Source organism: Actinomadura fulvescens, assembly GCF_039533225.1.
In the GTDB taxonomy this organism is placed as follows: domain Bacteria; phylum Actinomycetota; class Actinomycetes; order Streptosporangiales; family Streptosporangiaceae; genus Spirillospora; species Spirillospora fulvescens.
The window spans coordinates 542,115-556,272 of record NZ_BAAATD010000006.1 but is presented as its reverse complement, the minus strand read 5'-3'; the positions used below and the strand labels follow the sequence as shown (position 1 = coordinate 556,272).

Sequence of the window (14,158 nt, the reverse complement as noted above, 5' to 3'; positions counted from 1 at the left end):
CTCCTGCACCGGTGGTCCGAAACCGACCACCTACCGCGTTGGTCGTTCGTCTTGCCGATTACCAATGTCGCACTAGAGCGAAGATGGGGCTAGAGGTCCAGTTTGCGACGTTGGGTGGTCCGGTCCGGCCGAATCCGGTCGGAGTGCGACCTAGACTTTGCGCCCAAGTGAGCAAACGGTCATGATTTTCACCACGTGGAGCAGATAAGTAATCAATTACCCCTTGTGTCCGGCGCTGTACGCGGGGGAGCGAACGGTGGGGAGGCGCACGTGACGGACGACGGTGCCGAGGCCGGCAGCAGGCCCTGGACGGACCTGCCCCGGGAACTGGCGGACCACATGCGGCCGCACCTCGACGAGGTGGCGGACGACATGATCCAGGAGATCCAGGCGCGCGTACGGGAGTACGACCGGCCTGGGGACGGCCCGTACTCCAGCACACTCCGGCTCGCCGTCGAGCGGGTCCTGCACTACTTCGTCGAACGGGTCGCCGATCCCCGGGACCCGGAGTCCTCGGTGATCGACTTCTTCCGGGCCATCGGACGCGGCGAGGCCGGGGAGGGCCGCAGCCTGGACGCCGTGCAGACCGCGATGCGCGTGGGCGGCATGGTGGCCTGGCGCCGCATGGCCGAGGGCGCCGCCATCCTGGAGGTCCCCGCCCGGACGCTGGGCGCCGTCGGCGAGGCGCTGATGTTGTTCCAGGACGAGCTTGCCGCCGCGGCCGCCGAGGGGTACGCGCAGGCCAGGGCCGCCGTGGCCGGAGAGATGCAGCGCCGCCGCAAGCGCCTGCTCGATCTGCTGTTCGCCGACCCGCCCGCCGCTCCCGAGGCCATCGCCGATCTCGCCGCCGCCGCCCACTGGCCGATCCCCCGTACGGTCGCCGCCGTCGCCCTCGCCCAGGAGACCCGCCAGCCGACGGCGTTCCCGCCCGACATCCTGTCCGACCTCACCCGCCGCACCCCGAGCCTGATCATCCCCGATCCCGACGGGCCGGGCCGCGCCAAGCTGGTGGACCGTGCCCTGAGCGGCTCGCTGGCCGTGGTGGGCCCGACCGTGCCGCTGAACGAGGCCGCGCGGTCGATCGAATGGGCCCGCAAGACCCTCGGCCTCGCCGAACGCGGCGTCATCGAGGCGACCACGGGCGTGATCCGCAGCGTCGAGCACATGTCCACGCTGATCCTCTTCCAGGACGAGGAGCTGATCACCTCGCTGGCCCGGCTGCGCCTGTCCCCGCTGTCGCACCTGCGCTCCAGCCAGCAGGACCGGCTCGCCGAGACGCTGCTCGCCTGGCTCCAGTCCGGCAGGAACGCCAACGAGGTCGCCATGCGCCTGCACGTTCACCCGCAGACGGTCCGCTACCGGCTCCGCCAGCTCGAAGAGCTCTTCGGCGACCAGCTGCTCGACCCCGACCTCCGCTTCGACCTGGAGATCGTGCTCCGGGCACGCGCCCTGCTCAGCGACCGTCCCGGCGAGCAGATCATCCCCTCCGCCAAGGAGGCCGTGGGCGACACGGCGGAGGTCGTCAGCTTCCGTCGCTGACGGCGGCTCCCGGGATCAGGACGCGGATGCGGCAGCCGCGCGGGCTGTCGACGACGCGGATGTCCCCGCCGTGCAGGTCGACGGCCCAGCGGGCGATGGCCAGGCCGAGGCCGGTGCCGCCGCCCGAGGTGCCGACGCCGGTGTCGGACGCGGCGCCGCGGTTGAAGCGCTCGAAGACGCGCGACCGTTCGGCCTGCGGGATTCCGGGTCCCTCGTCGGAGACGTCGAGGGTCAGCCCGCCGTCCGGTCCCGGGCGCGCGGTGACCGTGACGGTGCCGCCGGGCGGGCTGTGGCGGACGGCGTTGTCGAGCAGGTTGGCCAGCACCTGGTGCAGGCGGTCCCGGTCCGCCACGGCCGCGAGGCCGGGAGCGACGTCGATGTCCAGGCGGGCGCCGGCGTACGCGGCGGTCGCCTCGGTGACGAACGCGGACACATCGAGGGCGGCGAGGTCGAGGGTGTCGGCGCCGGCGTCCACGCGCGACAGGTCGAGGAGCTGGGTGACCAGGCGGCCGAGCCGTTCGGTCTGCTCGACCGCGGATTCGAGGACCTCCGGGGTCGCCGGGGTGACGCCGTCCGCGACGTTCTCCAGCACGGCGCGCAGCGCGGAGATCGGGGTGCGCAGCTCGTGCGACACGTTCGCCACGAACTCGCGGCGCTGGCGGTCCACGGCGGCCAGGTCGGCGGCCATGCGGTTGAACGCCTGCGCGAGCTCGCCGACCTCGTCGCGGGAGCTGGCACGGACCCGGCGGCTGTAGTCGCCGCGGGCCATGGCGCGGGCGGCGGCGGTCATCTCGCGCAGCGGCGCGGTCATGCCGTGCGCGATCAGCTGCACCACCCCGAGCGAGATGAGGATGCCGACGGGCATGGTCTGGCGGGCCCGGAAGCCCAGCACGTGCCCCCAGAGCACGATGAGGACCGCGACGCAGGCGGTCACCACGGTGACGATCCCGAACTTGACCTTGATCGAGCGCAGCGGGTCGAGCGGGCGGGGCAGCCGCGCCCACAGCCTGTGGAGGAACCGCACGCCGCCGCTCGACCGCACGCCGCCGCTCGACCGCACCCTCACGCGGGCACCTCGAACGAGTAGCCGACGCCGTGCACCGTGCGGATCAGGTCGGCGCCCAGCTTGCGGCGCAGGGCCTTGATATGGCTGTCCACGGCGCGGGTGCCGGACGCGTCGGCCCAGTCCCACACCTGTTCGAGGAGCAGCGCCCGGGTGAGGACGGTGCCGGGGTGGCGGGCCAGGCAGCCGAGCAGCTCGTACTCGGTCGGCGTCAGGTGCACCTCCCGGCCGTCACGCCGGACGCGGCGCGCCCGCTGGTCGATCTCCAGCGGTCCGAGGCGCAGCGGCGCGCCGGACGGCTCGGCCGTGCCGGGACCGGGGCCGGGCGCGGCGGACGGCTCGGCCCGTTCGAACCGCCGCAGCACCGTCCGCACCCGGGCGACCAGCTCGCGCATGCTGAACGGCTTGGTGATGTAGTCGTCGGCGCCGACGCCGAGGCCCACGAGCAGGTCGGTCTCGTCGTCGCGGGCGGTCAGCATCAGGACCGGGACGCTCCGCTCGGCCTGCACGCGGCGGCAGACCTCCAGGCCGTCGAAGCCGGGCAGCATCAGGTCGAGCACGATCAGGTCCGGCCCGTACGACCGGGCCCGCTCGACCGCCGACGGGCCGTCGCCGGCGGTCTCCACCGCGAACCCCTCGGCGGCCAGCCGGTCGGCCACCGCCCGCGCGATGGTCGGTTCGTCCTCCACGACCAGGATGCGCTGTTTGCTTCCGGGCTGCGCGTTCTCTGTCACGGCCCGACTTTAGGCGGGTGATGTGAGTGGTCTGGGATTGAATTGTGGCGAATTTGTGAAGGCGCCCTCAGGGGCCGGGGGTCCAGGTGTGGACGGGCTCGTTGCTGTTCATGCGGTCGATGTAGCCGCGGGTCATCAAACGCAGGGCCTCGTGCCGTTCCGTGCCGAACGAGTCCTCGATCGCCTGCACGGTCTCGATCTGCCAGGAGGCACCCGTGCGGCCGGTGACGCAGCGTCGCTCGATGATGCCGAGGAGGCGGTCGCGGCGGGACGGTTCGACGCCCCACCGGTCCAGGCCCTCGTACGCCAGCGGCAGCAGGCGCCGGAGCACCAGCTCCGAGGCGGGCACGTCGCCCAGGCCGGGCCAGTAGAGGGTCGCCTCCATCCCCTCGCGGGCCGCGCGGTGCAGGTTGTCGGCCGCGGTCGCGAACGACATCCGGCTCCACACGGGCCGTTCCTCCTCGGCGAGCATGCGCAGCACGCCGTAGTAGAACGCGCCGTTGGCCACGATGTCGGACACCGTGGGCCCGGCCGGGAGCACGCGGTTCTCGACGCGCAGGTGGGGACGGCCGTTCACCACGGCGTAGATGGGACGGTTCCAGCGGTAGACCGTGCCGTTGTGCAGCGAGAGCTCGCCCAGCTCCGGGATGCCGCCCTGCCGCAGCGTCTCCAGGGGGTCCTCGTCGTCGCACAGCGGCAGCAGCGCGGGGAAGTAGCGGGCGTTCTCCTCGAAGAGATCGAAGACCGAGGTGATCCAGCGTTCGCCGAACCACACCCGGGGGCGCACCCCCTGGGCCTTGAGCTCGTCCGGACGGGTGTCGGTGGCCTGCTCGAACAGCGTGATCCGCGTCTCGTGCCAGAGCCGGTGCCCGAAGAGGAACGGGGAGTTGGCCGCCATCGCCACCTGGGGGCCGGCGATGGCCTGCGCGGCGTTCCAGTGCGCACCGAACTCGTCGGGGCTGACCTGGAGGTGGAACTGCACGCTGGTGCACGCGGCCTCGGGCGTGATGTTGTCGGCGTGCATGCTCAACGGCTCGGGACCCTCGACGTCGATGTGCAGTTCCTCGCCCCGGGCCGCGAAGATCTGCTCGTTGAGAAGCTTGTAGCGCGCGTTCGACGAGAGCGTCTCCTCGCCGATGTCCGAACGGCGCAGGGTCGGCAGGATGCCGATCATCGCCAGCGACGCGCCGAACTCGCGGGCCGCGCCGTCGGCGTGGTTGAGGTAGCCGCGGACCTCGGCCTCCAGTTCGTCGGTGCCCTCCCCGCCCAGTTCCCGGGGCGGGATGTTGATCTCCAGGTTGAACTGGCCGAGCTCGGTGGCCCAGGCCGGGTCCGCGATGGCCTTCAGCACGTCGTCGTTGCGCATCAGCGGGTCGCCCAACCCGTCCACCAGGTTGAGCTCGATCTCCAGCCCGATGTGCGGCCGCTCGAAGTCGAACTGCGACTCGCTCAGCATTCGGGCCAGAACGTCCAGACAGCGCCGCACCTTGTCGCGATAGCGCCGCCGGTCCTCACCGCTGATGGCGACGGCCGATACATCCCTGCCCATGGTCCGTCCCCTACGATCCGGATGAACTACTACGAAACGGATGTCCCGCCTGGGGGCAGGTGAAACCCAAGGCCTCTTTACGGTCGGCCCGAGACTGATACCGACGGGTACCTTGTGTCGGGCTCCAGGCGGGGGACCAGCGTTCGTGACACTCTGTGATTGGCGAGGGCGTCCCGCGGGCACCAACGCCGAGGACACGTGCGCGGAGCAGGGGGATGGATGCGGCTGCGGCCTCGGTCGATCAGAGCGCGCGACACCCTTGTCGCAGCCGTGCTCGCGGTACTGGTGTTCGGCGGCGTCGCGGTCGCGCTCGACCTCGGCATCCGGAACGGCACGAAGGCGCGCATCCTCCAGGAGACGCAGCTCGCCGCCCGCCGTGCCAGCGCCGGCGAACGTGACGGCACGCTGACCAGCCCGATACCCGACGACTCCGGTGGCCGCATCCTGATCCAGCTCGTCGCCCCGGGCGGCCGGGTGCGGAACTCGACTCCGGCCGCCGCGGGCCGGCCGCCGCTCAGCACGCGGTGGCCGCCCGCCCACGAGCGCGTCCAGGACTGGGTCGAGTGCGACGACGACGGCTGCGAGACGATCGAGGCCATCCGGCTGACGACCGCGCCCGACTCGGCGGTCGTCTACGCCGCGAAGCCGATGCCCGCGTTCATGGTCTCGGGCCTCCTCGAAGCGCTGCTCAGCGTGGCCGTGCTGATCCTGTCCGCGCTCGTGGCATGGGTCACCTGGCGGGTCGTGGGCCGTACCCTCCGCCCGGTCGAGGCGATCCGCGCCCAGCTCGCCGAGATCAGCGGCAGCGACCTGTCGCGCCGGGTACCCGAACCCTGCGGCGAGGGCGAGATCGCGGAGCTGGCGCGGACCGCCAACCAGACGCTGGACCGGCTCGAACGCGCGGTGGAACGGCAGCGCCAGTTCGCCTCGGACGCGTCCCACGAGCTGCGGACGCCCATCGCGGGCCTGCGCGCCAACCTTGAGGACGCCGCGATGCACCCCGACGACACCGACCTGAACGACACGGTCCGCTCGGCGCTGCGCGACACCGACCGGCTGGAGTCGATCGTCACCGACCTCCTGCTCCTCGCCCGCATCGGGACCGGCGGCCTCACCGCCCAGGAGGAGATCGACCTGGCCGCCCTGGTGGGCGCCGAGGTCCGCCAGCGCGGATCGAGCCTGCTGTCCTGCACGCGCATGGACCCTGACGCGACCGTGCGCGGCGTGCGCATGCAGCTCGTCCGGCTTCTGGGCAACCTCCTCGACAACGCCGAGCGCTACGCCGACGAACGCGTCGAGATCGAGGTGTTCACCGAGGAGTCCCAGGCGATCCTCCGGGTCACCGACGACGGCGCCGGGATCGACCCTCGCGACCGGGAGCGCGTCTTCGAACGTTTCACCCGGCTCGACAGCGCGCGCAGCCGGGGTGCCGGCGGCACCGGCCTCGGCCTCGCCATCGCGCGGGAGATCGCGCAGGCCCACGGCGGCGTGCTGGACCTCGAAGACTCCGCGCGCGGCGCGCGCTTCGTGCTCCGGCTGCCCCTCGGCTGACAGCGCGAAGGGCCGTCCACAGGGTGTGGACGGCCCTTTCGAAAAGGCGCCGGTCAGGCGCGCACAGCCTGGATCTCAAGCTGGATGTCGACCTTGTCGCCGAGCAGGGCCTTGTCGCCCTTCAGCGGAACGTTGAACTCGATTCCCCAAGCCAAGTGAACACTTCACACATGGGGGGTGTTCAGGTTCGTAAGGCCAAGCGAACACGTCACACAGAAAGGCCCCTGCCCGGGATCAGCGGACAGGGGCGGGTTTCTGCTGGTCAGAGACCTACAGGTCGAGATCTCCGCGCTTGATTCGGGTCATGAGGTCACGCGCCGCCGTCACGGGGAGGGCGAACGCGGGCCCGTGTGGGTCCTTGCTGTCGCGCACGCCGACACGGCCGGACAGGTCGGCCACCTCGACGCACGCGGACCCTTCGGTGTTGCTCTTGCTTGCCTTGCGCCATTCGATCATCGGTATCGGGCCATCGCTTCCTCTATCGTGGTGCGGCTTTCGTCCGCCGACCAGGCTAGGTCATTGACTTTCTCAAAGCGTCGCACATACCTACTTACCCGGTCCGGGTCCAGCGTCAGATGCCCGACGCCGGGCGCGTCCGTGAACGCGACGTCTCCCCCGCCGACCGTGAGGAGTTGAAACGCGCCGTTGTGCCCGACGTTGAGTCCGGTGTGCTCGCCCATGACTCGGACGCTGACCCCGGGCCGCTCCGAGAGCGCCAGGAGGTGAGCGAGTTGTCCCCGCATCACGTCGGCGTCTCCCCCGGGTGCCGACCGCAGTACGACCCACGACAGGACGGCCGACACGCGCGGCGCGTCGGCCCGTTCCCAGACGGCCGCCTGTCGCTCTAGGCGTGCCTGTAGAGCCCGTTCGGCGTCCACCTGTAGTCCGGCGTCGTGCGCGAGCGCGAAGATCGTGCGGGCGTACTCCGGCGTCTGCCAGAGCCCCGGGACGAACGCGAGATCCCATGTCCGGATGAGCGTTGCCCGCGTCTCGTACGCCGACAGGGACGGCAACCAATCGTCGTCCGGCCGCGCGAGCGCATGGGCGACCAGGTGAGTAAACAGCCCCCGGAGACGCCACGCGGCGTCGAGCTTCGCGGCGTGGTCCGGGGACATGCGGCGGGACCCGCTCACAAGGCGCGTGACGTGGGAGCGGGCACAGCCCAGGGTCTCGGCCACACCCGCTTGTGACGTGCTCTGTACGTAGATCTGACGCCGCAGCTCAACCGCGATGAGGTCCCACAGGGAGCGGGCAGGGTCGAGCGTTCGGCGGGCGGCGTCTCTCCGGTCGGCGCGAGCGGCGGGCTCGTGAGGTCTGGGGGTGCGCATTTCATGATCCCTTCCGTTGCCCGAGGTTCCGGGAACTGTGGTCAGCCTACGCCCCGTGAGCGCACACTTGTGGCCCGTGACACAAACGCTCACCCCGTGAGGTGGTACCGGATGGGTAGGCATGGCCCCCGCAGTAGGCGACTCGAATTTCCGCCGACTCCCCCGGAGTCCCGGGCGGCCCCGCCCCCGCCCCCGCGCCGTGTGCTGGACGCTCCCGGCGGTTCGGCGGACGCCTTGCTCTCGGTACTCGTCCCCGCTCACGCGGACCGTGTAGAGGCTCTCAGGCTCCTACGGAGCACTATCACGGAGCACCCGGGCCTGACGTGCGTACTAGTCGAGCACGGGGGGTTCCCCGCGCTGTCGGTGGTGCGCATCGACGGCGGCGGGTCCCGAACGGTCCTGTGTACCTACTCGGGACGTGCGGGCGAATGGTGGTTCACGGGGCTGAGCCGTAACGGCTCGGTGGTGTGGCTCGCGCCGACACGCGAGCCGCAGCGGGCCGCCCGTGCAATCGCGGATGACCTGATGCCTAGGCCGGAGGAAGGCGCGACGACATGACAGAAGACGCTGTGAGGATGGCACGCCCCCGGGACCTGGTCGCCGTGGCCGTGGGGGCGTACGAACAAGCGTGGCTCGTCCACGGGTTGCGGATGGCGCTCTGTGACGTGCTGTGCGCGATGGCACGGGCCGACGCGGAGCGGGCCCTTGACGGCTTCGCCGCGCGGCCCGTCCCGGAGGCGCTCAAGCTCGCGTGGGGCACAGTGCACCCGATCATGGAACGGCTCATGCGGGGGCACGGGTACCTGACGGACACGGTCGCCGTCATTCGGACGATCGCCGCGCGCAACGTGCGGGAGGTAGCCGACGCCGTCAACGAAGGTGCGGAGGCGACTCCGGCCCTGTGAGCCGCGTTCCGGGGCGTGTCCATCGCGACCCCGCAACCGCTCCGGAGCGCTTGGGCCCCGGACCACATCCAAGAGGGGGAGGTCCGGGGCCCTGCCATGTCGGCACTCAGCGGGGGCGCTGTAGGACGTGCTGTGCGCTCACCTCGCAGTCACGGCACACCCGGAGCCCGAGAACGCGCGCATAGTTCCGCGCGGTCGTCAGGGCGGGCCCGATGGTCGTGGTAGGCGTGCCTTCCATGCGGGGCGCGGTGCGGACACGCGCCAGCGCCGGACACGCGAGCATGCGGAGGTCTTGGCGCGTGTAGTCGGTCCCGGTCAGGCCCACACCGATGTGCGCGGTTCGGTCGGTCAGTAGCGCGAAGTACTCCATCTCAGCATCCATGCCGGTCACCATACCCCTAGGGGGGTATCTGCCGCAACAAAAGAAGCCCCCGGAGATCTCCCCCGGGGGCTTCCTGCTAGAAGGTCTCGCGGTCCGTCTCGACGTCCGAGCGGGTCACCACAAAGACCGAACGGCCCGTGTCGGCGGAAACGAACTCCGCCTTGTCTCGGATCAACTCCCACCGTCCGCGAACCTGAGAGTTCTTGAGCCGGTCCCGGACGTGAGCCTTCACATCCGCCCACGTACCCGCGTAGCCGTCGAACCCGGCAAGATCGTAGATCCGGTACACGAAGTCCCAACCCTCGTACTCGCCCCGGCAACCGGGAGAACAGAACGGGTGACCTCCCCGCGCGGGCTCCGACTCGCAGTTAAGGCAAGGGCTCTCGCCCCGTCCCGCACCGCTCATCCGGTCCATGAACAGATCACTACTGCGTCCCATGGCCTTGCTCCTCTTTTGAGTTGTCAACCTGTCGCGCTGTTGGAACCACCATAGCGAGCGTGAGCGGCTCACGCAACCCATCGCTAGCGCGCTAGCGATACCCGGAGACGCGAACGGGCCCCGAGGTTCTCCCCGGGGCCCGTTGGATGCCTGGTCAGCGCTGTTGCTTGCGGTAGAACTCGCCACATGCCTCGCACACGGGGATGTACCCCATGCGGACTCTCTCATGTCCGATCCAGCGGTCCGCCGGGACGCCCTTCATGATGTGGGCTGCGCTGTACTGGCACACCTGAGCCTGATACGCGCCGTCTGCCGGACGCTCGACGTGCCACGTAGCAAGCTCGTTGCCCTGCACATTCCAGCGCCCGAACACCTCCCGCATGCCGCCCGTCTCCGGGTCGTTCTCCGACCGCGTGAGGAACGAGCGCGGGACGTACTCCTCCGCGATGACCTCCGGGAGGTTCTCGACAAACCCCACCCACGCCCGGACGTCCGGCTTATCGGACGGGATGAACACGGGCCGGTCGAGCCGGACGCGCATCCCGTGGTCTACGACAACGTCACCCTCACGGAGTTCGGTTGTGTCGAGCCGGAGCGTCTCGACCGGAGCGTCTTCCGCCTCCGGGGCCTCAGGGGCCTCCGCCTCCGGCGCGGGGGTCTCGTTCTCCATCTTCGCGGCGGCCTGCTCCTCGTACCCGTTCCGAATGCACTTCCGGCAGGTCACGGCGTCGTCAACCTTGCGGAACTTCGCGTCCGACTGCCACGGGTTGCACGCGGGGACGCCGGTCGTGCTGTAGTGGACCACTCCGCCGCGCTTGCTCTGGACCTGCATCGGATCTCCTCCGGCTCGCTGTGCTTGTGGGATCAGACTAGCGAGTTGTGCAGCGCTGCACAAGCCGCTTACGCAAGAAAAAGCCCCCGGGTCTCTCCCGGGGGCATCGCTAGCGCGCTAGCGATAGGGGGTTACCGCTCCCACGCGGACGGCAGAAAGCCGCGCTTCGATAGCCAACCGTCGAGCCCTTCGTTCAGTTCAGCGAGCCGCGCGGCGTCGGACGGCTCCGGCATCCCGCCTTCCCGGTCCATGTCCGCAAGGATCTTCGCGGACAGGCTACGGATCTCGGCAAGGCAAGCGTTCGGGTCCATCGTGGTACCTCCGTGTCGGGTTGTGAGGGGAGTCTAGCAGGTGATCAACGGGGGCCCCGGGACCGAAGCCCCGGGGCCTGACGCGCCTACGCGCAGTCGGCAAGCTCGAAGGTGCCCGAGCCCCAGCCCTGCCGGGCGCGGTGCTCCGTCGCACGCCGGACGGCGTCGCGTGCCTCCGCGATGTTCTTGAAGCCCCAACGGGCATCCTTCGGGAGAAGGGAGTCCAGGACCGGCCCGTTGTGTGTGCACCGCCCGGCAAAGAGCTGGACGCCGAACCCGCCGTCAACGCCGTCAACGATGCGGAAGATGCGGAACGCGCGGTCTTCGCGCTGGAAAGCGATGATGGTGGTTTCGGCGATGGTGCGCATTTGGGGGGTCCTTCCCTTAGGTGGTGCGGTTGGTGTGGTTCCCACGTTAGCGGCTTTGTGCAGCGCTGCGCAAGCCGCTAACGCAAAAAAGCGCCCCGGAACCGAAGTTCCGGGGCGCTACCCATCGCTAGCGCGCTAGCGATACCTACCTAAACAAGGCGACCAAAGCCAGCACGAGAGCCAGTGTGACCAGGATCGACAGGCACCCTACGGCGTTCGTGAGCGCGTTCTCTGGCGCGTCCTCCGTGTCCTGGTCGCCGTCCACATCCGCGAGCATGGCGACCAGATGCGCGAGGTTCGCGGCATCCTCCGGTGTGAGGTAGATCTCCCGTTCCTCCGCGCCGTCCGAGAAGCCGAACGCGACGTGTTCGCCGTCCTCTCCGACCATCAGGCGGGCTTGCTTGCCCTCCGGGAGATCGCGGTCAAGGTCGCACCGGAACGTGTACGAATCCATCAGTGCAACCCCATTTGCCGTAGCCGGGCGATGGCCTGAGCATGTGCGTCGTGGATCGCGCGGCGTGTCTGCGTGAGCGGCGGCGGCTCGACGTCCAGTCGTCCGGAGCGGAAACTGTAGGTCCCTATGAACGTGGCTTCCTTCCAGCGTCTCCGCTCCTCTGCTTCCCAGCGAAGGGACGGCGTCGGCGTCGCACGTTCCATCGCGTCACGAAGCGCTTCCCGGAAGTTCTCGCGTGCTCTCCGATGTGACCGCGCCGTTGCGGCGTGCCGGGCGAAGGTCGCGCGCTCCGTCCCGTCCACCGAAGCGGAAGCCCGCCATGCGGCCCTCACGCGGTCGCTAGGGGTCTCCGGCGTCGCCTCCTTGCCCGCACCCCCGGGAAGGACTCCGAGCCACCTGAGCGCCTTCACAAGCTCGTCCGGGCGCACGTACACCGTGGCGTCCCGACCGTCGAACATCAGGTCCCCGTCTCCGTCGATCTCGACGGTAAGCGTGTGCCCGGTACCGGCGTCGTAGATCTCGTTCGGGTTCATCCTCTGAGTCCCTTCTGATTCACGGCATCCTTCGGTCAAGCCACGGGTGTTCGATCGGTTCGTCAGGGACACCCCCGCCGATAGCGAGGTACTCAGGGTCCCGCCGGTCAAGCGTCGTGATCTCGACGCGGTCCGGCTCGCCTTCCATGAGAAACCGAGCGAAGGTCTCGACGGCCGCCACCTTGTCAGCGAGCTTGACGCCGTCCTGGTAGCCCCGGCTGTTCGTGGCGAGGCTCTCGACGTGCTTGCGTGCGATCTCCAGTGCTTCGACGCGGGTCATGCTTCCTCCGCCATCTCACGGGCCCACTCCAGAACGGCAGTGTCGATCACGTCGAGCGCGTCAACGTCGCCGGACAGGTACGCGGTTTCGGTGGTGTGTCCATGCTCGCTCTGGTCGAGCGTCGGGATTCGCTTCATGGTCGGTTACCGCCCCTTGCGGCCGAAGGTGTTCGGAGGAATCCGGGGACCCTGGTCGGCAGGGCCCCCGGCTTGTGCAGCGCTGCTCAAATCTCGGAGGTCGCCCGGAGGATCTTCAAGCAAGACGTGATGATGTTCGCGACGCGCGGACGGCTCAGCCCGAGCGCGGAAGCGATCTCCCGCTGAGTCTCGCGGGGCCGGTCGATACCGAACGCTCGCGCGAGGATCTCCGCTCCCCGGTCGTCCAGCTCAGCCAGCAGAGCGCGAGCGGTCATCTCGTTCTCGACGTTCCGGTACCCGGCTTCGCCGGACTCGTCCGCAACCGTGTCGTGAAGCGTGCCCGCTTCGCCGTCCTCCGTCTCAGCCGCCGCGTCAAGGTAGGACACGGCGGAGTGGATCGCGTCGAAGGTCGCGCCGTCCAGTCCGCGCCCGGTCCGCGCGGAGTACTCGTCCCACTTCGGAGCGCCCTCCGGGTCACGCCGGACGGAGGAGTCGTACCGGTCCAGCCGGGAGTCAACGATCTCGCGAGCGAGCATGTCCCCCGCATCCGCGAGCGGCTCAAGCTCGTTGATCGAAAGCCGCATCAGTCCGGAGTAGTGGCGAGCGGTACGCGCGTCTCCGTCCGCCGCCTTCATGGCCTGCCAGTAGTACGACTCGGCGTGACGCTCGGCAGGCTTGGGGGCGGATGTGCGGTTAGCTTCGCGGGTCTCTTCGACGATGAACGAGTGAGCGAAGGTGAAGAACTCCGCGCGCCCGTTGCCGTTGTCGGCGCGCACTGCCCGGAGGACCCCCAGCATGGCGGATTGCTGCAAGTCCGGAACCGGAGCGGCCCCCACGTTCGCGCGGGTCACCAGCTTACGGACCCGCGCCTCATGCCGAGCAATCACGGACATCTGTGCAACGTCGTCACCCTTCCGGGCCCGGACCAGGAGATCAGCGTTCGGCGCGTCGGTCGGCCCGGCAGCCTTGACCACGGGGGCGATGTTGTCGGCGCGGTCAAGGTCGGTGTTCTGAGTGGCAACGTTGCAGTCCATTAAGGGGTTTCCCTTCGGCGTCCCGCGCATCGGGCGCGGGGGAGGTCTGAGTACTAGGTCTGATTCGGGGGTATCGCTAGCGCGCTAGCGATGGGGGAGGGGCTAGCGATCCAGCCATGCGACCGCGCCGCCCACAAGGACGACGACGGTCAGCACGGCAAAGAACCAGGGCCAGCCGGTCACCGGCCGTCCCACTGGTCGAGCGTGGCGCGAAGCTGCGCGGAGAGAGCGCAAACCCTCTTGGTCATGTACTCCGCCGATTCGAGCGCCCCGTCATGTGCGTCGGCAACCGCAATCCGGCGGGGGTCGAGCGCGGTTCCGGCGGTTGGGTCCGGAGCCCCCTTCGCGTTCTTCTCGCGGGGGGTTGCAGGTGACGGAAGGTCACGGATTTCGGAAGCCGCGCGGGCAAGGCGGTGGAGTTCCAGAACCTCGCGGGCGAGCGTCTCGGTAGCCGTGACGGTCTTCGTGGTCGTGGTCATGTGTTCGTCCTCACATTGTCGTGACGTGGGGGAGTGTGCGTGATCTGTGACACATGGCTCGCTGTTGAGTTTTCAAGTCGTTCCGTGTGGCTCCGCCCCTTGCGACGGGTTCCCGTCGCCGTGAGCGGCTCACGAGAGGATTAGTACACCCGTCCGTAACTCCATCGCTAGCGCGCTAGCGATACCCCCTATCCACGGAGGGTGACAAACGGCTCCAGACCCCTTGATTCATAGGGGGTT

Annotated in this window: 19 protein-coding genes; 3 read left to right on the top strand and 16 right to left on the bottom strand. The window is 69.5% G+C overall.

All coding sequences use genetic code 11. From position 1 onward, the window contains the following. The first annotated feature begins 270 nt into the window (after nucleotides 1-270). Nucleotides 271-1,539 carry a PucR-like N-terminal domain-containing protein gene (locus tag ABD333_RS24915; protein WP_344544635.1) on the top strand — a complete coding sequence of 423 codons (1,269 nt, stop codon included), beginning with the start codon at nucleotides 271-273 and terminating at the stop codon, nucleotides 1,537-1,539. Here ABD333_RS24915 and ABD333_RS24910 read toward each other — a convergent pair. From ABD333_RS24910 to ABD333_RS24900, 3 genes are all read right to left on the bottom strand, one after another. Next, nucleotides 1,523-2,605, bottom strand: coding sequence for a HAMP domain-containing sensor histidine kinase (locus ABD333_RS24910; protein WP_344544633.1), 1,083 nt, complete (start codon nucleotides 2,603-2,605; stop codon nucleotides 1,523-1,525). The genes ABD333_RS24915 and ABD333_RS24910 overlap by 17 nt on opposite strands. Beyond that, nucleotides 2,602-3,336, bottom strand: coding sequence for a response regulator transcription factor (locus ABD333_RS24905; protein WP_344544632.1), 735 nt, complete (start codon nucleotides 3,334-3,336; stop codon nucleotides 2,602-2,604). Before ABD333_RS24905 ends, ABD333_RS24910 begins: the two co-directional genes overlap by 4 nt. 67 nt (nucleotides 3,337-3,403) lie before the next feature. After that, complete coding sequence (locus ABD333_RS24900; protein ID WP_344544630.1) at nucleotides 3,404-4,885, bottom strand: glutamate-cysteine ligase family protein; 1,482 nt, start codon at nucleotides 4,883-4,885, stop codon at nucleotides 3,404-3,406. Nucleotides 4,886-5,104: 219 nt separating this feature from the next. Between ABD333_RS24900 and ABD333_RS24895 the strand changes: the two genes are divergently transcribed. Beyond that, entirely contained in the window at nucleotides 5,105-6,436 is a 1,332-nt protein-coding gene (locus tag ABD333_RS24895) for a sensor histidine kinase (protein WP_344544629.1), read from the top strand. Between the two features lie 270 nt (nucleotides 6,437-6,706). Here ABD333_RS24895 and ABD333_RS24890 read toward each other — a convergent pair whose 3' ends face one another. Together ABD333_RS24890 and ABD333_RS24885 are read right to left on the bottom strand one after the other, a co-directional pair. Further along, the gene (locus tag ABD333_RS24890; RefSeq protein ID WP_344544627.1) at nucleotides 6,707-6,892 is read right to left on the bottom strand and encodes a DUF397 domain-containing protein; all 186 of its coding nucleotides are present in this window, start codon (nucleotides 6,890-6,892) and stop codon (nucleotides 6,707-6,709) included. After that, entirely contained in the window at nucleotides 6,889-7,764 is an 876-nt protein-coding gene (locus tag ABD333_RS24885) for a Scr1 family TA system antitoxin-like transcriptional regulator (protein WP_344544626.1), read from the bottom strand. The genes ABD333_RS24890 and ABD333_RS24885 overlap by 4 nt, the downstream gene beginning before the upstream one ends. Before the next feature lie 575 nt (nucleotides 7,765-8,339). Between ABD333_RS24885 and ABD333_RS24880 the strand changes: the two genes are divergently transcribed. Continuing rightward, nucleotides 8,340-8,669, top strand: coding sequence for a hypothetical protein (locus tag ABD333_RS24880; protein ID WP_344544624.1), 330 nt, complete (start codon nucleotides 8,340-8,342; stop codon nucleotides 8,667-8,669). Between the two features lie 106 nt (nucleotides 8,670-8,775). Here the strand turns inward: ABD333_RS24880 and ABD333_RS24875 are convergent, their stop codons facing one another. From ABD333_RS24875 to ABD333_RS24825, 11 genes are all read right to left on the bottom strand, one after another. Then, complete coding sequence (locus ABD333_RS24875) at nucleotides 8,776-9,051, bottom strand: hypothetical protein (protein WP_344544622.1); 276 nt, start codon at nucleotides 9,049-9,051, stop codon at nucleotides 8,776-8,778. 76 nt (nucleotides 9,052-9,127) lie between these two features. Further along, nucleotides 9,128-9,490, bottom strand: coding sequence for a hypothetical protein (locus ABD333_RS24870; RefSeq protein ID WP_344544620.1), 363 nt, complete (start codon nucleotides 9,488-9,490; stop codon nucleotides 9,128-9,130). Between the two features lie 154 nt (nucleotides 9,491-9,644). Beyond that, nucleotides 9,645-10,322, bottom strand: coding sequence for a hypothetical protein (locus tag ABD333_RS24865; RefSeq protein ID WP_344544618.1), 678 nt, complete (start codon nucleotides 10,320-10,322; stop codon nucleotides 9,645-9,647). A gap of 131 nt (nucleotides 10,323-10,453) precedes the next feature. Then, nucleotides 10,454-10,633 (bottom strand): hypothetical protein, encoded by a 180-nt coding sequence (locus tag ABD333_RS24860; RefSeq protein ID WP_344544616.1) that lies wholly within the window; start codon nucleotides 10,631-10,633, stop codon nucleotides 10,454-10,456. Nucleotides 10,634-10,719: 86 nt separating this feature from the next. Continuing rightward, nucleotides 10,720-11,001 carry a hypothetical protein gene (locus ABD333_RS24855; protein ID WP_344544615.1) on the bottom strand — a complete coding sequence of 94 codons (282 nt, stop codon included), beginning with the start codon at nucleotides 10,999-11,001 and terminating at the stop codon, nucleotides 10,720-10,722. Nucleotides 11,002-11,146: 145 nt separating this feature from the next. Beyond that, entirely contained in the window at nucleotides 11,147-11,455 is a 309-nt protein-coding gene (locus ABD333_RS24850; RefSeq protein ID WP_344544613.1) for a hypothetical protein, read from the bottom strand. Further along, on the bottom strand, nucleotides 11,455-11,988 hold the full coding sequence (locus ABD333_RS24845) for a hypothetical protein (protein ID WP_344544611.1): 534 nt from the start codon (nucleotides 11,986-11,988) through the stop codon (nucleotides 11,455-11,457). Before ABD333_RS24845 ends, ABD333_RS24850 begins: the two co-directional genes overlap by 1 nt. Nucleotides 11,989-12,007: 19 nt before the next feature. Continuing rightward, a complete protein-coding gene (locus tag ABD333_RS24840) occupies nucleotides 12,008-12,268 on the bottom strand; it encodes a hypothetical protein (RefSeq protein WP_344544609.1) in 261 nt (86 codons plus the stop codon). Next, complete coding sequence (locus ABD333_RS24835) at nucleotides 12,265-12,405, bottom strand: hypothetical protein (protein ID WP_344544608.1); 141 nt, start codon at nucleotides 12,403-12,405, stop codon at nucleotides 12,265-12,267. The genes ABD333_RS24840 and ABD333_RS24835 overlap by 4 nt, the downstream gene beginning before the upstream one ends. An 86-nt stretch (nucleotides 12,406-12,491) precedes the next feature. Next, complete coding sequence (locus ABD333_RS24830) at nucleotides 12,492-13,439, bottom strand: sigma-70 family RNA polymerase sigma factor (RefSeq protein ID WP_344544606.1); 948 nt, start codon at nucleotides 13,437-13,439, stop codon at nucleotides 12,492-12,494. A gap of 179 nt (nucleotides 13,440-13,618) precedes the next feature. Then, nucleotides 13,619-13,918 carry a DUF7169 domain-containing protein gene (locus ABD333_RS24825; RefSeq protein ID WP_344544605.1) on the bottom strand — a complete coding sequence of 100 codons (300 nt, stop codon included), beginning with the start codon at nucleotides 13,916-13,918 and terminating at the stop codon, nucleotides 13,619-13,621. Nucleotides 13,919-14,158: the final 240 nt, after the last annotated feature.